At 66.4% G+C, this 18,475-nt stretch carries 17 protein-coding genes; 3 read left to right on the forward strand and 14 right to left on the reverse strand.

Annotated features, from left to right (window positions below; all coding sequences use genetic code 11):
- Positions 1-63: 63 nt before the first annotated feature.
- The 4 genes from N4T19_RS16595 to N4T19_RS16610 all read right to left on the reverse strand — a co-directional run bounded on the left by N4T19_RS16595 (position 64) and on the right by N4T19_RS16610 (position 5,515).
- Positions 64-1,785, reverse strand: coding sequence for an FAD-dependent oxidoreductase (locus tag N4T19_RS16595; protein ID WP_260718560.1), 1,722 nt, complete (start codon positions 1,783-1,785; stop codon positions 64-66).
- Positions 1,786-1,827: 42 nt separating this feature from the next.
- A complete protein-coding gene (locus N4T19_RS16600) occupies positions 1,828-3,315 on the reverse strand; it encodes a polyamine aminopropyltransferase (RefSeq protein ID WP_052330132.1) in 1,488 nt (495 codons plus the stop codon).
- A 353-nt stretch (positions 3,316-3,668) separates the two neighbouring features.
- The gene (locus N4T19_RS16605) at positions 3,669-3,887 is read right to left on the reverse strand and encodes a DUF350 domain-containing protein (RefSeq protein ID WP_021027983.1); all 219 of its coding nucleotides are present in this window, start codon (positions 3,885-3,887) and stop codon (positions 3,669-3,671) included.
- A gap of 68 nt (positions 3,888-3,955) precedes the next feature.
- Positions 3,956-5,515, reverse strand: coding sequence for a DUF4178 domain-containing protein (locus N4T19_RS16610; protein WP_260718561.1), 1,560 nt, complete (start codon positions 5,513-5,515; stop codon positions 3,956-3,958).
- A 352-nt stretch (positions 5,516-5,867) separates the two neighbouring features.
- Here N4T19_RS16610 and N4T19_RS16615 point away from each other — a divergent pair, with 352 nt between their 5' ends.
- Entirely contained in the window at positions 5,868-6,116 is a 249-nt protein-coding gene (locus tag N4T19_RS16615; RefSeq protein ID WP_260718562.1) for a DUF2061 domain-containing protein, read from the forward strand.
- 71 nt (positions 6,117-6,187) lie between these two features.
- Positions 6,188-6,487: a hypothetical protein gene (locus tag N4T19_RS16620; protein ID WP_116925363.1), complete on the forward strand. Its 300-nt coding sequence runs from the start codon at positions 6,188-6,190 to the stop codon at positions 6,485-6,487.
- Here the strand turns inward: N4T19_RS16620 and N4T19_RS16625 are convergent, their stop codons facing one another.
- The 9 genes from N4T19_RS16625 to N4T19_RS16665 form a co-directional block, all read right to left on the reverse strand.
- Complete coding sequence (locus N4T19_RS16625) at positions 6,488-7,276, reverse strand: peptidoglycan DD-metalloendopeptidase family protein (protein WP_260718563.1); 789 nt, start codon at positions 7,274-7,276, stop codon at positions 6,488-6,490.
- Positions 7,273-7,908: an FMN-binding negative transcriptional regulator gene (locus N4T19_RS16630; protein WP_116925365.1), complete on the reverse strand. Its 636-nt coding sequence runs from the start codon at positions 7,906-7,908 to the stop codon at positions 7,273-7,275. The genes N4T19_RS16625 and N4T19_RS16630 overlap by 4 nt, the downstream gene beginning before the upstream one ends.
- Before the next feature lie 12 nt (positions 7,909-7,920).
- Positions 7,921-9,357, reverse strand: coding sequence for an amidase (locus N4T19_RS16635; RefSeq protein ID WP_182344372.1), 1,437 nt, complete (start codon positions 9,355-9,357; stop codon positions 7,921-7,923).
- An 89-nt stretch (positions 9,358-9,446) separates the two neighbouring features.
- Positions 9,447-11,009: an ABC transporter substrate-binding protein gene (locus N4T19_RS16640; RefSeq protein WP_260718564.1), complete on the reverse strand. Its 1,563-nt coding sequence runs from the start codon at positions 11,007-11,009 to the stop codon at positions 9,447-9,449.
- Between the two features lie 51 nt (positions 11,010-11,060).
- On the reverse strand, positions 11,061-11,924 hold the full coding sequence (locus N4T19_RS16645) for an alpha/beta hydrolase family protein (RefSeq protein WP_260718565.1): 864 nt from the start codon (positions 11,922-11,924) through the stop codon (positions 11,061-11,063).
- A 28-nt stretch (positions 11,925-11,952) separates the two neighbouring features.
- A complete protein-coding gene (locus tag N4T19_RS16650) occupies positions 11,953-13,629 on the reverse strand; it encodes a dipeptide ABC transporter ATP-binding protein (protein WP_260718566.1) in 1,677 nt (558 codons plus the stop codon).
- Positions 13,626-14,444, reverse strand: a complete 819-nt coding sequence (locus N4T19_RS16655) for an ABC transporter permease (protein ID WP_116925370.1) — start codon at positions 14,442-14,444, stop codon at positions 13,626-13,628. Before N4T19_RS16655 ends, N4T19_RS16650 begins: the two co-directional genes overlap by 4 nt.
- Positions 14,441-15,385 carry an ABC transporter permease gene (locus N4T19_RS16660; protein WP_116925371.1) on the reverse strand — a complete coding sequence of 315 codons (945 nt, stop codon included), beginning with the start codon at positions 15,383-15,385 and terminating at the stop codon, positions 14,441-14,443. Before N4T19_RS16660 ends, N4T19_RS16655 begins: the two co-directional genes overlap by 4 nt.
- 5 nt (positions 15,386-15,390) lie before the next feature.
- Entirely contained in the window at positions 15,391-16,542 is a 1,152-nt protein-coding gene (locus N4T19_RS16665) for a C45 family autoproteolytic acyltransferase/hydolase (RefSeq protein ID WP_260718567.1), read from the reverse strand.
- Positions 16,543-16,784: 242 nt separating this feature from the next.
- Between N4T19_RS16665 and N4T19_RS16670 the strand changes: the two genes are divergently transcribed.
- Positions 16,785-17,660, forward strand: a complete 876-nt coding sequence (locus tag N4T19_RS16670; protein ID WP_232539490.1) for a GntR family transcriptional regulator — start codon at positions 16,785-16,787, stop codon at positions 17,658-17,660.
- A gap of 9 nt (positions 17,661-17,669) precedes the next feature.
- Here N4T19_RS16670 and N4T19_RS16675 read toward each other — a convergent pair whose 3' ends face one another.
- On the reverse strand, positions 17,670-18,416 hold the full coding sequence (locus N4T19_RS16675) for a siderophore-interacting protein (protein ID WP_260718568.1): 747 nt from the start codon (positions 18,414-18,416) through the stop codon (positions 17,670-17,672).
- Positions 18,417-18,475 lie beyond the last annotated feature (59 nt).

The raw sequence follows: 18,475 nt of genomic DNA on the forward strand, positions 1-18,475 counted from the left end.
AGCCATGCGCTTCACTTGCCGGCGTGAGGCATGGCTCCCAATGTGCATGCGCAGCTGCCTCCATCACCCCCGTACCGCTGCCGCCCCCGCATACAACCCCCGCGTAAACGCCTCCTCAAACACCGAATACCCCGACCAGTCGCTGTGCGCAAAATGCAGGCGGCCGGTGCTCGGGGTGGGCAGGGCTTGGAGGCGTTCGCCGTTGATCCGCGCTGGGCGCTTGGCGCTGGTGGCGGGCTGGCCGATGCGGCTCAGCACGGTTTGGGTGCCGGGGCGGGGAATGGCCATCGCGTGGCCGTAGCGCATGACCTCGACATGGGTGGTTTTTTCGTAGATGTCGGCGTGCGCGCGGGCAAGCGTCGCCAGGGTTTGGTCGCGGGCGGCTTCCCAAGTTTGGGCCAGCAGTTGCTGGCGGGCGCTGCGGGCGCTGGCGCCAGGCGCGTTGCCGCCCAAGGCGCGGTAGCAGGTCAGCACCGTGGGCAGCTGCTGCATGGCATTGAGGCGCTGGTGACCTGCGTTGACGTAGCCCAGGCCGCCGTGGGCCACATCGTCGTACAGCACATTGTCCCAGGCCAGTTCGGCGCCGGGGCGGTCGCGCAGTGGGGCGCGGATATGCACATTGGTCACCTGCCAGGGTGCCCAATCCAATGCCTGCGCGGCGGCGCGCAGAAAGTCGGGCGGGTCCTGCACCACATGGGCCGCGATAAAGGTCGGCAGCGCCACGATACAGTGCGCAGCCTGCCAGCGCTCCATGCTTTGGCTCGCGTGGTTGAAGCTGTCGATCTCCACGCCCTGGCGCGTCTCGGCGATCCGCATCACCGTGTGGCCGCTGTGCAGCCAGCCGGCGGCCTGCACCGGGGCGCTCAGCTGCTCGCTGAGCCAGCCATTGCCCTGCGGCCAGGTCAGCACGCTGTCGTGCGCGTCGTCTGGCATGCCCGGGGCCTGAAAGCCGTGGCGGCTGGCAAAGTAGTGCAGGCCCGCCCAGGCCGATACCTGGACGCAGCCGGCGCCAAAGTCGTCCTGGCAGGCATAGTCCAGATACCAGCGCAGGAGCGGGTCGTCCAGCTGGTGCTGGGCCAGCCAGGTGTCAAAAGGGATCGCATCCAGCGCCTGGTGGGCGGGGGCCAGGCCGCCTTGGGCCTGCCAGCTGCGCATCACCGGCATGCTGAAGGGCTGCGCGCGCATGGCGCTGTCCACCAGCTGGGCAAAGCGCTGGTACTGGGCGATGGTGCTGGCGGCCACGTCCTGCGTGGGCAGCAGGCCTTCCTGCCATTCGCCATGGATAAAAAGGCGCTCCTGCGGGCTAAAGCACAGGTACTCGTCCTTGTACTGCCAGCGGCCAGCTACGCGCTGGCGCACACCCAGTTCTTCCAGCAGATCCTGCACCTCGGGCGCGCTGTCGCCAGGTACCGGCACGTAGTGGGCGCCCAAGGGGCAGCGCAGGCCCTGCACCGTGCCGCCACGGCTGTTGCCGCCGCCCTGGTCTTCCAGCTCCAGCAGGGCCACATCGCTGGCGCCTGCCAGGCGAAAGGCGCGGGCGGCCGATAGCGCGGCAATGCCGCCGCCGGCAATCAGCACCTGCACGCGGTGGGTACGGCTGGGCGCGGGCAGCGGCAGGCCTTGTGCCAGGCGGTCGCGCATCGCATGGCCGCGCTCCCAGGCCTGGCCCACAAAGCCGCCTTGGATATGGGCTGTGCTGGTGCTGGGTGGCGCGGGCTTGCAGCCGGCCAGCGCGCTGCTGCCAGCCAGCGCCGCGGCGCCTTTCAGGACGGAGCGGCGCTGCATCACTGGGCGGTCCGCAGTGGGCAAGGGTGGCAGGCCATCATGTCAGTGCGCCACCTTGCCCCATTCGCGCTCATAGGTGTGCACCAGCACCTGGTTGGACAGGCGGTTCACCTCGGTCGGCACCCGCGCCATGTCGGGCGGAAAGTCAAACAACAGCGGCAGGCTGGGCAGGCTCAAAAAGCGCATGCCTTCGGGCAAGGTGGTCGGCAGGCTCCAGGGGCGGCGGCTGGCAATCACAAAGCCCCATTCGCCAAAGCTGGGCACATGGGCGTGGTAGGGCGTGGCCTGCATGCCCACCGATTCGACGGTGGTCACCACGGTCCAGAAACTCTCGCGCGCAATCAGCGGCGAGGTGGTCTGGATCACCGCAAAACCGCTGGCCGCCAAATGCTGGCTCAGCATTGCGTAGAAGCTGTTGGTGAACAGCTTGCCCACTGCAAAATTGGTCGGGTCGGGGAAGTCCACGATGATCACATCGAACACCTCGTCGGCCTTCTGCAGCCACTGGAAGGCATCGGCATTGATGATGCGCACCTTGGGGTCGTTCAAGGCATTGCTGTTGAGCGCCTGCATGCTCGGCACGTTCTGGAACAGGTCGGTCATCTGCGGGTCCAGCTCGACCAGGGTCACCGATTCGACCGAGGGGTACTTGAGCACTTCGCGCACGGCCATGCCGTCGCCACCGCCAAACACCGCCACCTTGCGCGGCGCGCCAAAGCGGCTCATCACCGGGTGCACCAGGGCCTCGTGGTAGCGGTATTCATCGCTCTGGGCAAACTGCAGGTTGCCGTTCAGGTACAGGCGCGCGCCGCGCTTGCCCTGGGTCACCACAATGCGCTGGTAGGGCGTCGTGCGGGTCAGCACAATGGGCTCCTGGTAGAAGTGGTCCTCGGTCAGCGACGTCAGCCGCTCGGCGCCCACCAGGCCGCCCAGCAAGGCGGCAATCACCAGGCCGCAGGCCAGCACATGGCTGCCAAAGCGGCGCAGCTCTTCCTTGAAGAGAAAAAGCGCCCACACCGCCACCAAGGCGTTCAGCAGGCCAAACACCAGCCCGGTGCGGATAAGGCCCAGGTGCGGCACCAGCAGCAGCGGGAAGGCCAGCGACACCGCCAGCGCGCCCAGGTAGTCAAAGGTCAGCACTTTCGATACCAGATCGCGCAGCACCACATTGCGCTTGAGGATGCGCATGACCAGCGGTATCTCCAGCCCCACCAGGGTGCCCACCACCAGCACCGTGCCATACAGCATCCAGTGGAAGGCGCTGGGCACATAGGCGTTGATGATGGACAGCACGGCAGGCAAGGCCCCGCCCACCAGCGCCACCATCAGCTCGATGCGCAGAAAATGCGCCGGCAGCTCGCGCACCAGGTAGCGCGACAGCCAGGAGCCGATGCCCATCGCAAACAGATAGGTGCCGATGATGGTGGAGAACTGCAGCACCGAATCACCCAGCAGGTAGGACGCGAGCGCCGCTGCGGCCAGCTCGTACAAGAGGCCACAGGCCGCCACCACAAAGACGCTGAACAGCATCGCCACTTCCAGCGGGCTGGCGCGCCGCACGCCGCTTTCCGGCAGGGCGGCGTGGCCAAACTCCAGCGCGTGATCGCTGCCTAAAGCGCCATCGGGGCGCGGGCTGGGCGATGCTGGGGGGGAAGCGTTGGCAGAGGGGTTGTCAGGGCTGGAGGTCGACACGGGCGAACAGTGCAGGGACGGTGCCAGGCGCGCGGGCACCAGCAGCGTGGGCTAACAGGAAAAAAGGGCCAATCGCCCGCGCAGATGCCAGGCGCTGCAGCAGCGGCCATCCGTGGCCAACAGCGATCATCAACGGGCGACGGCGGTAGTGGCCATGCCAGCCGCAGCAGCTGGCGTGGCACGAACAGGCGCTAGCCGATGGCCGCTGCCACGATGATGCTGATGCCCAGGCTCATCGCCGCCACCACCACGCCCAGCGCGAGGTTCTGCTTTTCCACAATCTCGGCCCACATGTCCACGGGGGTGATCTTGTCGATGATCAGAAAGCACAGCCAGAAGACCACCACGCCCACCATGGCGAACAGGATGGAGCCAAAAAACGCCGCAGGGCGGAACCATTCCAAATCCATCACAACTCTCTCCTTCGTCAAATGCGCGCCCGGGTTGGGCTCTGCGCAGTGCTGTTGCCAGCCATTGTTTATTTGTGGCTGCCGCCGGAGCTGTAGCCACCCCAGGAACCGCTCGACGACCGGCCGCTGCCCGTGCTGGTGCTGCACTTGCTCACATAGGTCGGGTCGGCGGCCAGTTTGCGCCGCTCCAGCGCAGTATCGCAGCCCTTGGGCCACAACCAGATCAGCAAAAAGAACAGCAGGAACAGCCCAATGATGATGGGCATGCAGCCCAGCTTGGGCACCGTGAAGCTGCTGGTCTCGGGCTTGAACAGCGCCAGCTGGTCGCTCATGCCAAAGGCGGCTGCGACCGACTCGGGCGTCATCTTGCGGCCCAGTGACCAGCTCAGCTCGCGCGCGCTTTGCTCCAGGTTCAGCAGCTGCGCGCCATCCTTGCCCCGGGCAAAGTCCACATTGTCGGTCTTGTCGCCCCGGGCGACTGGCCAGTAGAACTCGCCCAGCACATAGGTGGTCTCGGCGCGGTAGCGCGATTGCAGCTGGTAGGTCTGCTGCTTCCAGGTCGCCGTGCTGCGCCCTGCGCGGTAGTCGGGCGCGCCGGTCAGCGTCTTGACCAGGCTCCAGCCTTCGCTGCTGTTGACCAGAAACTGGAAGCCCTGCTGGCTGTGGTAGAGCAGGTACTCATCCCAGCCAAAGTACTCGTCGTCATCGGGTTCGATCCCCATGCGGTGCTGAAAGCCCACCAACTGCCATTTGCTGCCGGCCAGCGTCGCTATCTTGCCCAGCGGCACCAGGGGCTTGACCGGGTCTTTCTGCATCGCCGCGCGCAGCTCGCCGCCAATGCCTTGCGAGACATCGATGAGCGAGCCGCAGCTCGGGCAGGTGAGGGCCTGGGTCGTGTCCAGCTTGATGTCGACACGCGCCGCGCAGCGCGGGCAGTTGAAGTGCCGGCCCTGGTCCTTTTTGGTGGACGTGGGCCGCAGCCCTGCAATCTTGAGCGAGCCCAGCAGCACCGGCGCGCCCAGGTAGACGGCAGGGGGCTGCTCGCTGTAGTCGATGGACAGCACCTTGTCGTCTTCGGTGCGCAGCTCCACCACGGTAAAGGGCTTGCCCAGCTCGGGCTGGTGCGGCATCTCGCCCTCGGCCGCCATCAGCTGGGCCAGCACCACGCTGGTCACGCTGTACTGCACGCCGCTGATCGCAATGCGCTGGCCCGGCTGCCAGCGGTCGGCGGGGGGCAGGTTCTTGGTGGGGGCCTGGCTCGCGCGGCTCAGCACAAACTGGCCGTTGTCCTCGCTGATGACGGCGGTCTCGCCGCTGTCGCCCAGTGCCAGCCATTCGTTCCAGCTGCCGGTCTCCCCCTTGTACTGCAGCCGGCCCACCAGGCGAAAGCCCTCCGGCTTGCCCTGGCTGCCCTTGGCAAACTGGCCGGTCTGGTTCAGCTTGAGCGGGCTGTAGTCGTTGAAGACCTCGGCCATCTTGCCGATGCGCTTCAAGATATCGCCATTGCGCACGATGGAGCTGTGGCAATACGGGCAGACGGCAAATACAGACTGGGCGCTGGAAAATTCCACAGGTGCACCGCAGCCCGGGCAGGGTGCCGTATAGCTGCGTTGCTGGTCCGTCGTCATAGGTCGTCTGGCTTGTTATGGAGGTGTTATTACGTCGCCCGGTCGGCAACCGCACCGCATCATAGCGCAGGCCTTGGCGCGCGGGCCGCCTGCCCGTGACGGCAGGCATTGCGCTGACGTATGCTGTTTTTAGCGAGGATTCATTGGCCCTTGCCATTGCTAATAAATATCATTTACAGCACTGTCATTGATTTAGGGCCGCTAACACGACCCAGCAAACCAAAGGTTTGCGGTTGAGACTAGGCGCCAAGCCGCAGACAGTACAGTAGTACGGCAAGGCTTGGCGCGGCCGGCCAGGCAACGACGTATCAAGGGGTGTGTTAGTGGCCCTCATTGCAAGAAAGAGCCCGCCATGTCCTCCCTCCGCCGCAGCCTGCAGAACAACCGCCAAACCCTCAAAAAGACCGCCAGCTACTACCTGATCCACATCACGGTGGCCGCGATGGTGGCCTATGCTGTCACCGGCAACCTGATTGCCTCGCTCACGTTGAGCTTGCTCGAGCCCACGGTGCAGGCCTTTGCCTTTTTCTTCCATGAAAAGGCATGGCAGCGCTGGAATGCGCGCTCGGCTGCCGTGCCTGCCGAAGCGCAAGCAGCCTGACGCACCACCTCCTGACAGGACCGACGGGATGTGAGACAGTAGCGCATTGCCGCTACCTACAGGATGCCTCCATGACCCCCTCCATCTTGCGCAAGTCTTTGCCCCTGGCCGCCTGGCCCGCCCTGTGCGTGGCCGTGCTGGCCTTGCAGGGCTGCGATGTGGTGGCGCCCATTGGCAGCAATGCGGTGCTGTCGGACCAGGTGATCGCCGAGAAAACCGCCAACTACTTCAGCAGCACCGAGGCCCATGTGCAGGTCTTTGGCTTTGACCGCCAGCGCGAATCGACGCGCTACCAGGCGAGCTTTCAGGGCAACAAGTACAACTGCTCGATCTATATGAACCAGGTGCGCTGCGACCCAGCCGCACAGTAATTAGCTGCGCAGCGCCTCATCATCGGCGCGCAGCAGCGGCGCCGGGTTGGGGAAGATGTCTTGCCAGACCGGCGCAAAGGCCTGCTCGCCGACACCGGGTGCGTCGCTGAAGTCGGGCAGGCGCAGCAGGCACAGCTGCAGGTGCAGATGGGGCAGCCACCAGCCGTTTTCAGCAAAGTCGCCCAGCTGGGCAAACTCGGTACCTGCGGCAATCTGATCGCCCGGCTGCCAGCGCCGGGCCGATGCATGGCTCAGATGTCCCCAGATGCTGAAAAACTGAGGGTGTGCAGGGCCCTGGTGGCACAGCACCAGCATGCCGCCATAGTCCAGCCGGATATCACGCACCTCCGCAACCACCACCTCTGCGGCCAGCGGCAGCCGCAGCGCGGTGCCTGCGGGCGCAAACAGGTCCAAGCCCAGGTGGCAGTCGCGCATCGCGCCCGCCAGGCGGGTGGATGCGTAGTTGCTGCTTTGGTAGACGCAGCGCTGCTCCATCCAGTGGCCCACACCCATCTCAAACCCCTGGCGCTGCTGCAGGTCCTCATAGGCGCGGATGGCGCTCTCGCGGTCCATGCTGGCGCTGGCGGCGGCCACGGCCGAATCCGGGCTGCGGAAATCGATATGGCCCATGCGCGCCTGTGCCAGGCCGGGCAGCAGCCCACTCCAGCTGCCGCGCTGCTGCGCCACCCAGGCATGGAAGGCGGCGGCCTCCGGCACGGCGCTGAGGCCGCTGTGGTGGCGCGCAATGGCATCGGCGATGGGGTCGGTCTGTTTGTCTGGGGTGGTCATGGTTGTTGGAGTTGGCAGTGCTGCTCTATGGTATCGGCCAGCGCATGCTGGTTCTGCTCGCGCAGGCGCTCGACGGCGCCGCGCATGTCGGCCGGGCGTTCGTCCTGGCCGAGCTTGAACTTGGCTTCACAGCGCACCACCGGCATCTCATAGCCCACAATGCCGGGCAGGCGCCGCTCCATGCCGCCGGGGCCCAGCTCGCTGCTGTCCCAGGGGCAGCGGCGGCCACGCTCCATATGGCCTACCAGGTCCTGCAGGTGGGCGACGAGTTCATCTTCTTCGAGCATGCGCGGCGTGCCATGCAGGTGCACTACCTGAAAGCCCCAGGTCGGCGCGCTGTCGCGCTGCGGGTAGTTGGGGTACCAGGACGGCGAGATATAGCCGCCCGGGTCCATCAGGATGGCGATGCTCGGCAGCCCTTGGCGCAGAAAGCGCACATGGTCGCTGGCCGATGCCACGTGCGAGACCACGGTGCCCAGTGCGCCACGCGTGGTGTCGAGCCGGAACACCGGGTGGGACAGCGCCACGCCTTCGCTGTGCGGCGTGACCAGGGTGCCCAGCACCACGCGGTCGACCAGCTCCTTGATCTGCGCGGGCTGCTGGGGTTGGTAATAGGGTTTGGTGTAGAGCATAGGGGTCTGGAATCAAGCGTGGACGGGGGGCAGGCGCGGGTCCCAGGGCAGGGCCTGCTCCAGCTGCGCGGCCAACTGCAGCAGCCGGCTTTCTGCGCCATAGGGCGCGATGAACTGCATGCCCATGGGCAGGCCGCTGGCGCTTTGCCACAGCGGCACGCTCATCGCGGGCACGCCGGCCGCATTGGCCGGGCGGGTGAACACGGTCGCATCCATGAACTCCTGCATGAAGTGCTGCGCATCGGGCTGGCGCACATCGAGCGCCTGCAGGCCCTGGGGCAGGGTCGGCATTACCGGGCAGAGCAGCAGGTCATAGCGGCCAAACATCTCGCCCAGGCGCCGGGCGATGCTGTTGCAGGTATTGCGCGCGGCCAACAGCTCGACAGCGCCCAGACGCCGCCCTTGCTCGGCCAGGCCCAGGTTCACCGGTTCAAAGAACTCCGCCGTCGCTGGCCTGCCGGTGCTGCGCACCAGGTCATCCACTTCCAGCGCGGTGTAGGCGGCAATGATGCGGCTAAAAGCAGCGGCCAGATCACTGTGCGAGAAGTTCCAGTGCGCCTCTTCGGTCGCATGGCCCAGCTCCTGCAGCAGGCGGCGCGTGTCCTGCAGGCGCTGCAGGATGTCGCCATCCAGCGCCTGGGCCGGGTCCGCATCCTGCAGCACGCCAATGCGCAGCCGCCCGGGCGGGCGCAGCAGCGCCTGGCTAAAGGCTTCGGCCTTGGCGGGCGCGGCATAGAGCGAGCCGGGCTCCAGCGCATCAGTGAGGTCCAGCATCAGGGCCGAGTCGCGCACGCTGCGCGTGAGCACATGGTGGCTCACCAGACCGCCCCAGTTCTCGCTGGAGACGGGGCCGCAGGCCACACGGCCGCGCGAGGGGCGCAGGCCAAACAGCCCCGTGCAGGCTGCCGGAATGCGGATCGAGCCCGCGCCGTCATTGCCATAGGCCAGCGGCACCATGCGCGCGGCCACCGCGGCGGCCGAGCCCCCCGAGGAGCCGCCCACATTGTGTGCCGCGCTCCAGGGGTTCAGGGTGCGGCCATGCAGGCTGGGCGCGGTGGCCACATTGGCCGAGAACTCGGGCAGATTGGTCTTGCCGACGATGACCATGCCCGCCTGCTGGTAGCGCCTTACCAGGGTGTGGTCAGTGGTCGAGACATGGCCCAGCGCCGCGCGCGAGCCATAGGACATCGCCGCGCCGGCATAGCTGGGGCAGTCGTCCTTGAGCAGCACCGGCACGCCGCGCAGCGGCGCGTCGGCCGGCAGCTGGCGCAGTTGCTCCTCGGCCTGCGCGCGCATCGTCAGGATCACGGCATTGAGCTGGGGGTTGCAGCGCTCGATGGCGGCAAAGGCATGGTCCACGGCTGCCTGGGGTGTGAGCGCACCAGCGCGGATGGCCTGGGCCAGTGCCGTGGCGTCGGCCAGGCGGTAGTCGGTTGCAGAAAAAGACATACAGGGTGTGAAACGCAGAGAGCGGAATGCGGGGAAAGAGGCGGGCGCGTGGCAGAACCAGGCAGTTCTGGCCACGCGCAGAGGCGGCTTTAGGGCGCGGCGCGGATCACGCCCCAGAAGCGATGCGTGCCGGCGGGCCAGCCCTTGTAGCCCTTGATGCTGGGCGCCATCGCGGTGACGACGGGCAGGTTGTACAGGCCGATGATCGGCACCTCCTTGGCCATCAGCGCATGGAGCTGGTTGAACAGGTCCTTGCGGCGGGCCGGGTCGCGCTCCATCGCCACCTGCTTGAGCAAGGCCGAGGCCTGCGCATCGTCCCACTGGCGGGTGGGTTCGGCCTTTTTGTCGCCGATCAGCGATTCATACATCAGCAAGGGATCGAGCCGCGCCGAGTAGGCAAAGATGGCCAGCTCGTACTGGCCCTTGCCGTACAGATCGAGCTGCGAGGCCCAGTCACGCACCTTGATGTCGATGTTGATGCCGGCTGAGCCCAGCAGCGCCTGCAAGATGGTGGCCAGCTGCACGCGCTCCTGGCGGTTGGCCACCAGCAGCGTGATGGGCTGGCCCTTGTAGCCCGCCTGCTTGGCCAGTGCGCTGGCGCCCACCGGGTCATAGCCGGGCCAGGCCTTGCTGCGCTGGTCGTAGTAGGGGCTGAGCGGCGATATCACCGAGGGGTTGGGCGTGAACAGGCCCTTGCCAGCGGCTTCGGCCACATCGGGCAGGCTCAGCGCCTTGGCAATCGCCTGGCGCATGCGCACATCCTTGAGCGCCGGCGCCTCGGTCTGCAGCTGCAGCACCACCCAGCTCGGGGTGGGTTGCACCTCCACCTGCACGCCCTTGTCCTTGAGCACCTTGATGGTGTCGGGGTCCACATCGTCGATGACATCGAGGTCGCGCGAGAGCACGCCGTTGGAGCGGGTGCTGGCGTCCGGCACGGTGACAAAGCGCAAGGTAGCAATGCTGGCCTGCTTGTTGCCGGCATAGCCATCGCGCGCGCCGGGCAGCGCGCTGTAGTCGGCAAAGCGCTTGAGCTCGGTGTAGCGGCCGGTCTGCTTCTCGGCAAAGCTATAGGGGCCGGTGCCGATCACCTGGCTGACGCTGCCGTTGGGAGCTACCGAGTCAGGATGGATGATCCAGGGCGTGCACTGTATGGTGGCCAGGGTCATCAAGAAGTTGGGCGCAGGCGCCGAGAAGCTGAAGCGCACGGTCTGCGCGTCGACCGCCTTCACCTCCTGCAGCGCCGGCCCGATCTTGCCGTTGTAGCGGTTGATGCACTGGAAGTTGGTCTTGGGATCGAGGTAGCGCTTGAAGTTCCACACCACATCGGCGGCCGACAAGGTCTTGCCATTGTGAAAACGCACATTCGGGCGCAGCTTGAAGTCGTAGCTGGTGCTGTCGTCATTGGCCTTCCAGCTGCTGGCCAGCATGGGCTTGATGGTCAGGTCCTCGCCATAGGCCACCAGGCCCTCGACCACATGGGCCATCACCATGTCGGAGTTGGCGTCGCGGTTGACACCGGGGTTGACGCTGGCGATATCGGCATGCAGCGCCACGCGCAGCATATCGGGGGCGCCGGCGGCCTGGCTGTGGGCACTGAGCGCGCAGGCTGCGGCAAGCAGCGCGGGCGACCAAAGAGAGCGGCTGGTGGGCATGGTCTTCCTTGTGGTGGTGGGGACGGTGGCGTGGGGGCTTGGAACAGGTTCTTACACCGAGGCAGCTTGCGGCGTGCGCAGGCACTGCTGCAAGAAGGCCTCGACCGGCTCGATGACCTTGAAGGGCTCGTGCGCAATGCCGGGCATGGTGTCGCGCTGCACGCGGATGCCATGCGCGGCAAAGCTGTCGGCCAGCGCGGTGATGCGCTCGATGCGGTTGTCGCCCTGCAGCTGGGCGCCATCCATCCACAGCGCGCTGTCGCGCGGAATGGTGATCTCCCAGGTGGCGGTGTCGGCCGTGCCGATGATGGTCTGCACGGCTACCTCGCGCATCGCGGCCAGGTTGAGCGTGCGGCCAAAGCGCTGCTCGATATCGCGCACGCCCACCCACCAGTCGTAGTCGGTGTTGAGCAGGGTGACCACGCCCGGCGCGCCAATCGAGACGGCCTGCAGGCGCTCGGGGTGCAGCAGAAAAAAGCGCTGGCAGAACTGGCCGCCGCCCGAGAAGCCATACATCAAAAAGCGCTGGCTGCGCACGCGGTACTTGGCCGCCACCTCATCGACCATGGACAGCAGCACCTGGTCATAGCGGATGCCATGGAAAAGAATGCGCTTGTAGTTGGCCAGGTCACCCGCCACGCCAATGCCGGCGGGGAAAAGCGGCGCCAGCACGATGCAGTCATTGCGGTCGGCAAAGTCGGCAAAGCGGTCGCGGTACTGGCTGGCGGTGCGGCCCGTGCCGTGCACGATCACCGCCAGGTTATAGAGCTTGTCCTCGCTTTCGCTGTAGTTCTTGGGCACGTAGAGGCAGTAGCTGAAGCGCTGGTCGAACTGGCTGGCAAAAAAGGTGGTGGCGCCAAAGTCGTAGTAGCTCAGCTTGATGCCGTGGCCCTGGCGGGCGGGAAGGGATGACATAGAGGACTCCAGGTAAATTGCTGAATTTTTAGGCAGGGTAGGCGGCGTTGTCCGCAGGGGCGTTGGTCCGGCCCTCGGCATGGCGCCAGCGCAGGTGTACGCCGCCATCGGGCGTTGCCTGCAGCATCGGGATGGCATCGAGCAGCTGGCGCGTATAGGGGTTCTGCGGCTGGTCAAACACGGCGTCGCGCGTGCCCTGCTCGGCAATCACCCCGCCTTGCACGACGATGACCCGGTCGGCAATCTGCTCGACCACGCCCAGGTCGTGGCTGATGAACAGGCACGAGAAGCCATAGCGCTGCTGCAGCTCGGCCAGCAGGTCCAGCACCTGGGCGCGCACCGTCACATCGAGCGCAGAGACCGCCTCGTCGGCAATCATCAGCGCGGGGCGCCGCACCAGCACCCGGGCAATGGCCACGCGCTGGCGTTGGCCGCCCGAGAGCTCATGCGGGTAGCGTGTCGCAAAATCGCCGCCCAGCCCCACATCGGCCAGCGCCTGCTGGACGCGCTCGCGCTTGTCGCTGGCGCTCAGGCCCTCGGCCATGCGCAGCGCCTCGGCCACCAGGGCCTGCACCGTCATGCGCGGGTCGAGCGATGAGTAGGGGTCCTGGAAGACCATCTGGCAGTTGTAGCGGTAGTCCTTGAAGCCCGGGCTGCCCGGCAGCAAGGGCTGGCCCTTGTAGCGCAGGCTGCCGCTGGTGGGCTGCAGCAGGCCCGACAGGATCATGCCCAGCGTCGTCTTGCCCGAGCCCGATTCGCCGACCACGGCCACCACCTCGCCGGGGAAGATATCCAGGCTGATGCCCTTGAGCACGCGCGCCGGTGCCCCCTTGCGGAACCAGCGCTGGCGGCCGCCAAACTCCAGCACCAGGTCGCGGGCCGACATCAGCGGGGCCGTGCGGTCGATCTGGCGCGGTGCGCGGCGCTGGGGCAGGGTGCGCAGCAGCTGGCGCGTGTAGTCATGCGCGGGGGCGGCCAGCACCTGGGCGGTGGGGCCGGTCTCGACGATGTCGCCCTGCTTCATCACCACCATGCGGTCCGCGTAGCGGGCCACCATCGGCAGGTCATGGCTGATCAGCAGCACAGCGGTGCCGTTCTCGCGCGTCAGCTCCAGCATCATCTCCATCACCTCGCGCTGCACCACGGCGTCCAGCGCCGTGGTGGGCTCGTCGGCAATCAGCAGCGCCGGGCGCAGCAGCATGGCCGAGGCGATCATGATGCGCTGGCGCATGCCGCCCGAGAACTCATGCGGAAACGCGCTCAGGATGCGCTGGGTATCGCGCAGGCCCACGCGCTCGAGCATCGCGTGGATGCGCGGCATGTGCTCTTCGCGCGCCTGGGGCAGGTGCATGCGCAGGCCTTCGAGCAGCTGCTCGCCAATGCTCAGGGTGGGCGTGAGCGAGGTCATTGGCTCCTGGAACACCATGGCCACGCGCGGGCCGCGCACAGCGCGCAGCTGGCGCTCGTTCATCGCGTAGAGTGACTGGCCGTCCAGCAGGATGTCACCCGCGCTGCGGCTGATGGCATGGGGCGTGAGCCGCATCACGGCGCGGCTGAGCATGGTCTTGCCCGAGCCCGATTCGCCGACGATGCCGACAATCTCGCCAGCGGCCAGCTGCAGCGATGCATTGCGCACCACCAGTTTGCCGGCGCCGGCCGAGAGGCTCAGATTCTGGATCTGCAGCAGGGTAGGGGATGGGGTCATACGCGCCTCCGCATGCGTGGGTCGAGCCGGTCGCGCAGGGCGTCGCCGAGCAGGTTGATGCCCAGCAGTGCCAGCGAGATCGCCAGCCCTGGGAAAATCGCCAGCCAGGCCGCCTGGCTGACATAGGAGCGGCTGCCCGCCAGCATGTTGCCCCAGGTGGGTGCCGGTGGCGCCACGCCCAGGCCCAGAAAGCTCAGCGAGCTCTCGGCCAGGATGATCCAGCCACACATGGAGGTGGCCATGACGATCACCGGTGCAATGCAGTTGGGCAGCACATGGCGCAGCAAGGTGTAGGTCTCGGAGTTGCCCATGACGCGCGAGGCACGCACAAAATCACGCTCGCGCAGGCCCAGCACCGTGCCGCGCACCACCCGCACCACCGATGACGCATAGGCCAGTGCCAGCGCGATGATGATGCCGCTGGTGCTGGCGCCAAACACCGCCAGCAGGCCCAGCGCCATCAACAGGCCCGGGAAGGCCAGCAGCGCATCGTTGATGGCCATCAGGATGCGGTCGGGCCAGCCGCGCAGGTAGCCGCTGAGCGCGCCAATCAGAACACCAAAGAAGGTGGCCAGAAACACGGTGCTGAGGCTGATGCGGATGCTGGTGGCCGTGCCGCGCATCAGGCGGCTGAGCACATCGCGGCCCAGCTCGTCGGTGCCCATCCAGTGCTGCCAGCCGGGCGCTGCCAGGCGGGTCTTGAAGTCCAGCTTGAGCGGGTCATACGGCGTCCAGAACGTGGCCAGCAAGGCCACGACGACCACCACGGAGACCAGGCCAGCGCCCAGCCAGAAGGAGAGGGAGCGGCGGTTCATGATGCGGCCACCCTGGGGTCAAAGATGGGGTAGAGCAGGTCCACAAAGAGATTCACCAGGACATAGATGCTGGCGATGAAGAGCAGGCAGCCCTGGATCAGCGGATAGTCGCGGGCAAAGATCGCATCAACCAGCAGACGGCCCAGACCGGGAATGGTGAACACGGTCTCGATCACCGCCACCCCGGCGAGCAGGTTGCCCAGAATCAGGCCCAGCAGGGTCCAGGTGGGGCCAAAGGCGCTTTTGAACGCATGGCGCAGCATCACCGTCATCTCGCTCAGGCCCTTGGCGCGGGCATGGGTGATGTAGTCCAGGTGCAGCACCTCCAGCGTGGAAGCGCGGGTCATGCGCAGGATCACACCGATCTCATGGAGCAGCAAGGTGGTGATGGGCAGCACCAGGTAGAGCAGCGCCTGCTGCGGGTTCTCGCCAAAGGCGACAAAGCCGACCACCGGAAACCAGCCCAGCTTGAGCGCGAAGAACATCAAGAGCAGCAGCCCCATCCAAAAGGCTGGCAGCGACAGCAGCAAGGTGGCGGTGGCGACCAGCGCCAGGTCGGTGAGGCGGCCCTGGCGCCAGGCGGCCAGCATGCCCAGCGGCACGGCGACCAGCGTAGCCAGCAGCACGGCAGGCAGCACGATCTGGGCGCTGACGGCAAAGCGCTCCCAGATCAGCGCGGCGACCGGTTGGCGGTTGGAGATGGACTGGCCCAGGTCGCCCTGCAGCACATGGCCGGACCAGACCAGGAACTGCGTGGGCAGGCTGGCGTTGAGGCCCAGCTGCTCGCGCAGGGCCGCCAGCGATGCGGCATCGGCCGAGTCACCCAGCATCAGCGCTGCCGGGTCACCGGGGATCAGGCGCACCAGAATGAAGACGGCCAGCGCCACGATCACCAAGGTCGGAATCGCCATGCCGATGCGGGTGGCAGCGAATTTCCACATGGCGCTCAGTGCTCCAGCGCCGCAGCGGCGGCGGCAGAAGGTTCAGCCGCGCCATCGCCATGCAGGCGGTAGGTGGTGAACTGGCGGTTGATGGCCGGCAGCGGCGCGATCTCCATGATGCCCAGCGCCGGCTCCATGACGATCATCGCGACGGTGGCGGTCAGGTTGCCCCCATCGGCGGGGCGCGGTGGGCGGCATACCGCATACGGCGAGAGGAAGTCGTCAAACAGCGCCTTCTTCAGCGATTCGCGCGTCAGCAGGCGGCCTTGCTCCTGCAGGATCTTGCGCACCCGCCAGTCGCGGTAAAAGCTCTCGGGCACATGGGGGATGCCGGTGTCGCGCAGCTTGGCCAGCGCCACCGGGCTGACCCAGTGGTTGGCGTGCACGATCATGCCGTCCTCGGGGTAGAGCGGGAAGGCCTCGTCGGGCGCGCATTCAAAGTCAATGCCAAAGCCGGCGGCCGATGCCACCATGATGTTGTTGGAGCAGGACTTGGGCGTGGTGGCCACCGCCTTGGCGGCCAGCGCAAAGTGTTCCTGCTCCAGCACCTTGCGGCGGATCAGGCCCAGCGGAATGCCCAGCTTGGTGTAGTCGCGCTCGCATTCGAGGTAGTTGGCGGTGATCGAGATGCCTGCGGCGTTGAGGCCGCTGCGGGCCAGGCCGCCGGCTTCGACAAAGGTCAGGTAGTCGGGGCCATGGTCCTGGCGCACGCGCAGCACCACGCCTGTCTCGGCGCATTCGGCGCGCCAGTCCCAGTTCTGGCCATGGATCAGGTTGCCCGAGGCGCTGCGCTCGGGCAGCAGCATGGCGCCGGTGCAGCCGTCGTCCAGCTCGTCATCGACGGGCTTGGTGGACTGGGCGCGCGCCAGGGCCACCGCCTCGGTGCGGGCATTGATCATCACGATGTCGTCGAGCGCAACGCCCGATCCTTCGGCAATGCCGCGCATTTCTTCGAGGTAGTTCTCGTCAAAGGCGGCGATCTTCTGGGCGTACTCGGCGATCAGCGCGGCCTTGTGTGCGGCACTGATGCCGTACTTCTCCAGCGCGCCGCCGTAGAGGGCTGCGCTGCGGGCAATGCGGTCTTTGAGCGCCGCGCCATACTGGCGCCCACGGGCTTGGGGGGCGCCAGACAGCGTGACGAGTGGAAACGGCGACATCTTTTTCCTTTTGTGTTTTGTGAACTTTTAATACATTAATTTCGTGGTCATTGACTGTCAATTTGTTTTTTATAGAATCAAACAAAACTTAGGGAAACTACGATGAAGGATGCTGCCAAGACGGGAAGCCTGGCGCGTATGCTCGGGGCTGGCCGGCAAAAACAAGATGCTGCGCGCCACCGCCACTGCCGCCGCATTGCGCAGGCGCGGGCCGCAGCAGCACTACCCAGGGGAGAATCGGTTTGAAGCAATCGCTGAGTTCTTTGCAGATCGACGTCGCGCGCCAGCTGACGGCGCTGATGCATGGCGGCCGCTGGCGCGTGGGCGACCGCATCTCCGACCTGCACCTGGCCGATGAGCTCAAGGTCTCGCGCACGCCGGTGCGCCAGGCGCTGATGCTGCTGACGGCCCAGGGCCTGGTGGCCTACCACCCGGGCCGGGGTTTTCGGGTCGAACGCGTTCCCGATGGCGACGATGCGCTGGAACAGCTGGTGCCCCCTTCTGAGGCCGAGGCGCTGTACAGCCAGATCATGAACCACCGCGCCAGCGGCCAGCTGGCCGGCGAAGTCTCCGAGGCGCAGCTGGTGGAGCTGTTTGGCGTGACCCGGGGCGCCGTGCGCCGCGTGCTGATGCGCTTTGCCGCCGAGGGCCTGACCGAGCGCCTGCCCGGCCATGGCTGGCGTTTTACCGAGAGCCTGGACAACCCCCAGGCCGTGCATGAGAGCTATGATTTTCGGCTCATCGTCGAGTGCGGCGCACTCAAGATGGCGGACTTTGCGCCCGATCCCGAGCAGCTGCAGCAGCTGTTCCGCGAGCAGTCAGATATCTTGCAGATGCCCGTTGAGCAGCTGCGCCAGGATGTGTGGTTCAAGGCCAATGCGAATTTCCACGAAACCCTGGTGTCCTGGTCGCGCAACCGCTTTTTGATCGAGTCGGTGCGCCGGCAGAACTCGCTGCGCAAGATCTCGGAGTTTGCGCATTTCAGCCATTTGAGCGAGCAGCACATCCGCCAGGCCTGCACCGACCACCTGGGCATTCTCAAGGCGCTCAAGGAAGGCGATGCCGACTATGCCGCGGCGCTGCTGCGCCGGCATATTTCGCGCTCGGCGGAGATCTAAAAACAGGGTCTAGGTTTTTTCCAGGTCCGCCTTGGGCGCGCGCAGCTCGTTCTCGCTCATACCCCGGCGCCAGTAGGCCACGATCAGCTGCTCCTGCTTGCCCAGCCCCAGGCTGTCCACTGCCCAGGCGCGCAGCGCCTGCGCGGTGGCAAACTCGGCGCCTACCCATAAAAAGCGGCTGGCGCCTTCAATGGCTTGTGCGGCGCTCCAATCCAGTGCTTGCACCGCCCGCTGCAGCTGCTCGCCGGTGCCTGCAGCTGCGCCTGCGCGGTACAGCCAATGCCACTGCATGCCGGGTGGCAGGCGTATGTCGATCGCGTCCTGCGGGTCGGCTATCTCGCAAACCACATGGCCGCGCGTGCTGGCAGGCAGCCGCTCTGCGATGCGGGCCAGTGCGGGCAGCGCGCTGTCGTCACCAGCGAGCACCATCCAGTCGGCAATGCGGGCCGTGCGGCCACCGGGTTTGAGGATCTCGACACAGTCGCCGACCTGCGCCTGCTGGGCCCAGCAGGCGCCCGGGCCGGCATCGGCATGCAGCAAGAAATCGATCTCCAGCCATTGCGCATCGGCATCGAAGGCGCGGACGGTGTAGACGCGTGTGCTGCTGGCGCCGTCGCGTTGCGGCGATGGAAACACCAGGCGGCAGTGGATGTTGTCGTGCTGGCAAAAAGGCGCCAGCTGCGCGCCGGCAAAGCGGATGCGGCGGTAGCCGGCAGAGGGGGAGGCGAGGGAGAGAACCTGGAGAGTCGAAGGCATGCCGCAGTCAGGAGACAAGACGAGAAAGTGGGTGGCCGCTGGCGCCGTGCTGGACACCA

The sequence above is a fragment of the Comamonas squillarum genome (genome assembly GCF_025309455.1).
Lineage (GTDB): Bacteria > Pseudomonadota > Gammaproteobacteria > Burkholderiales > Burkholderiaceae_C > Comamonas > Comamonas squillarum.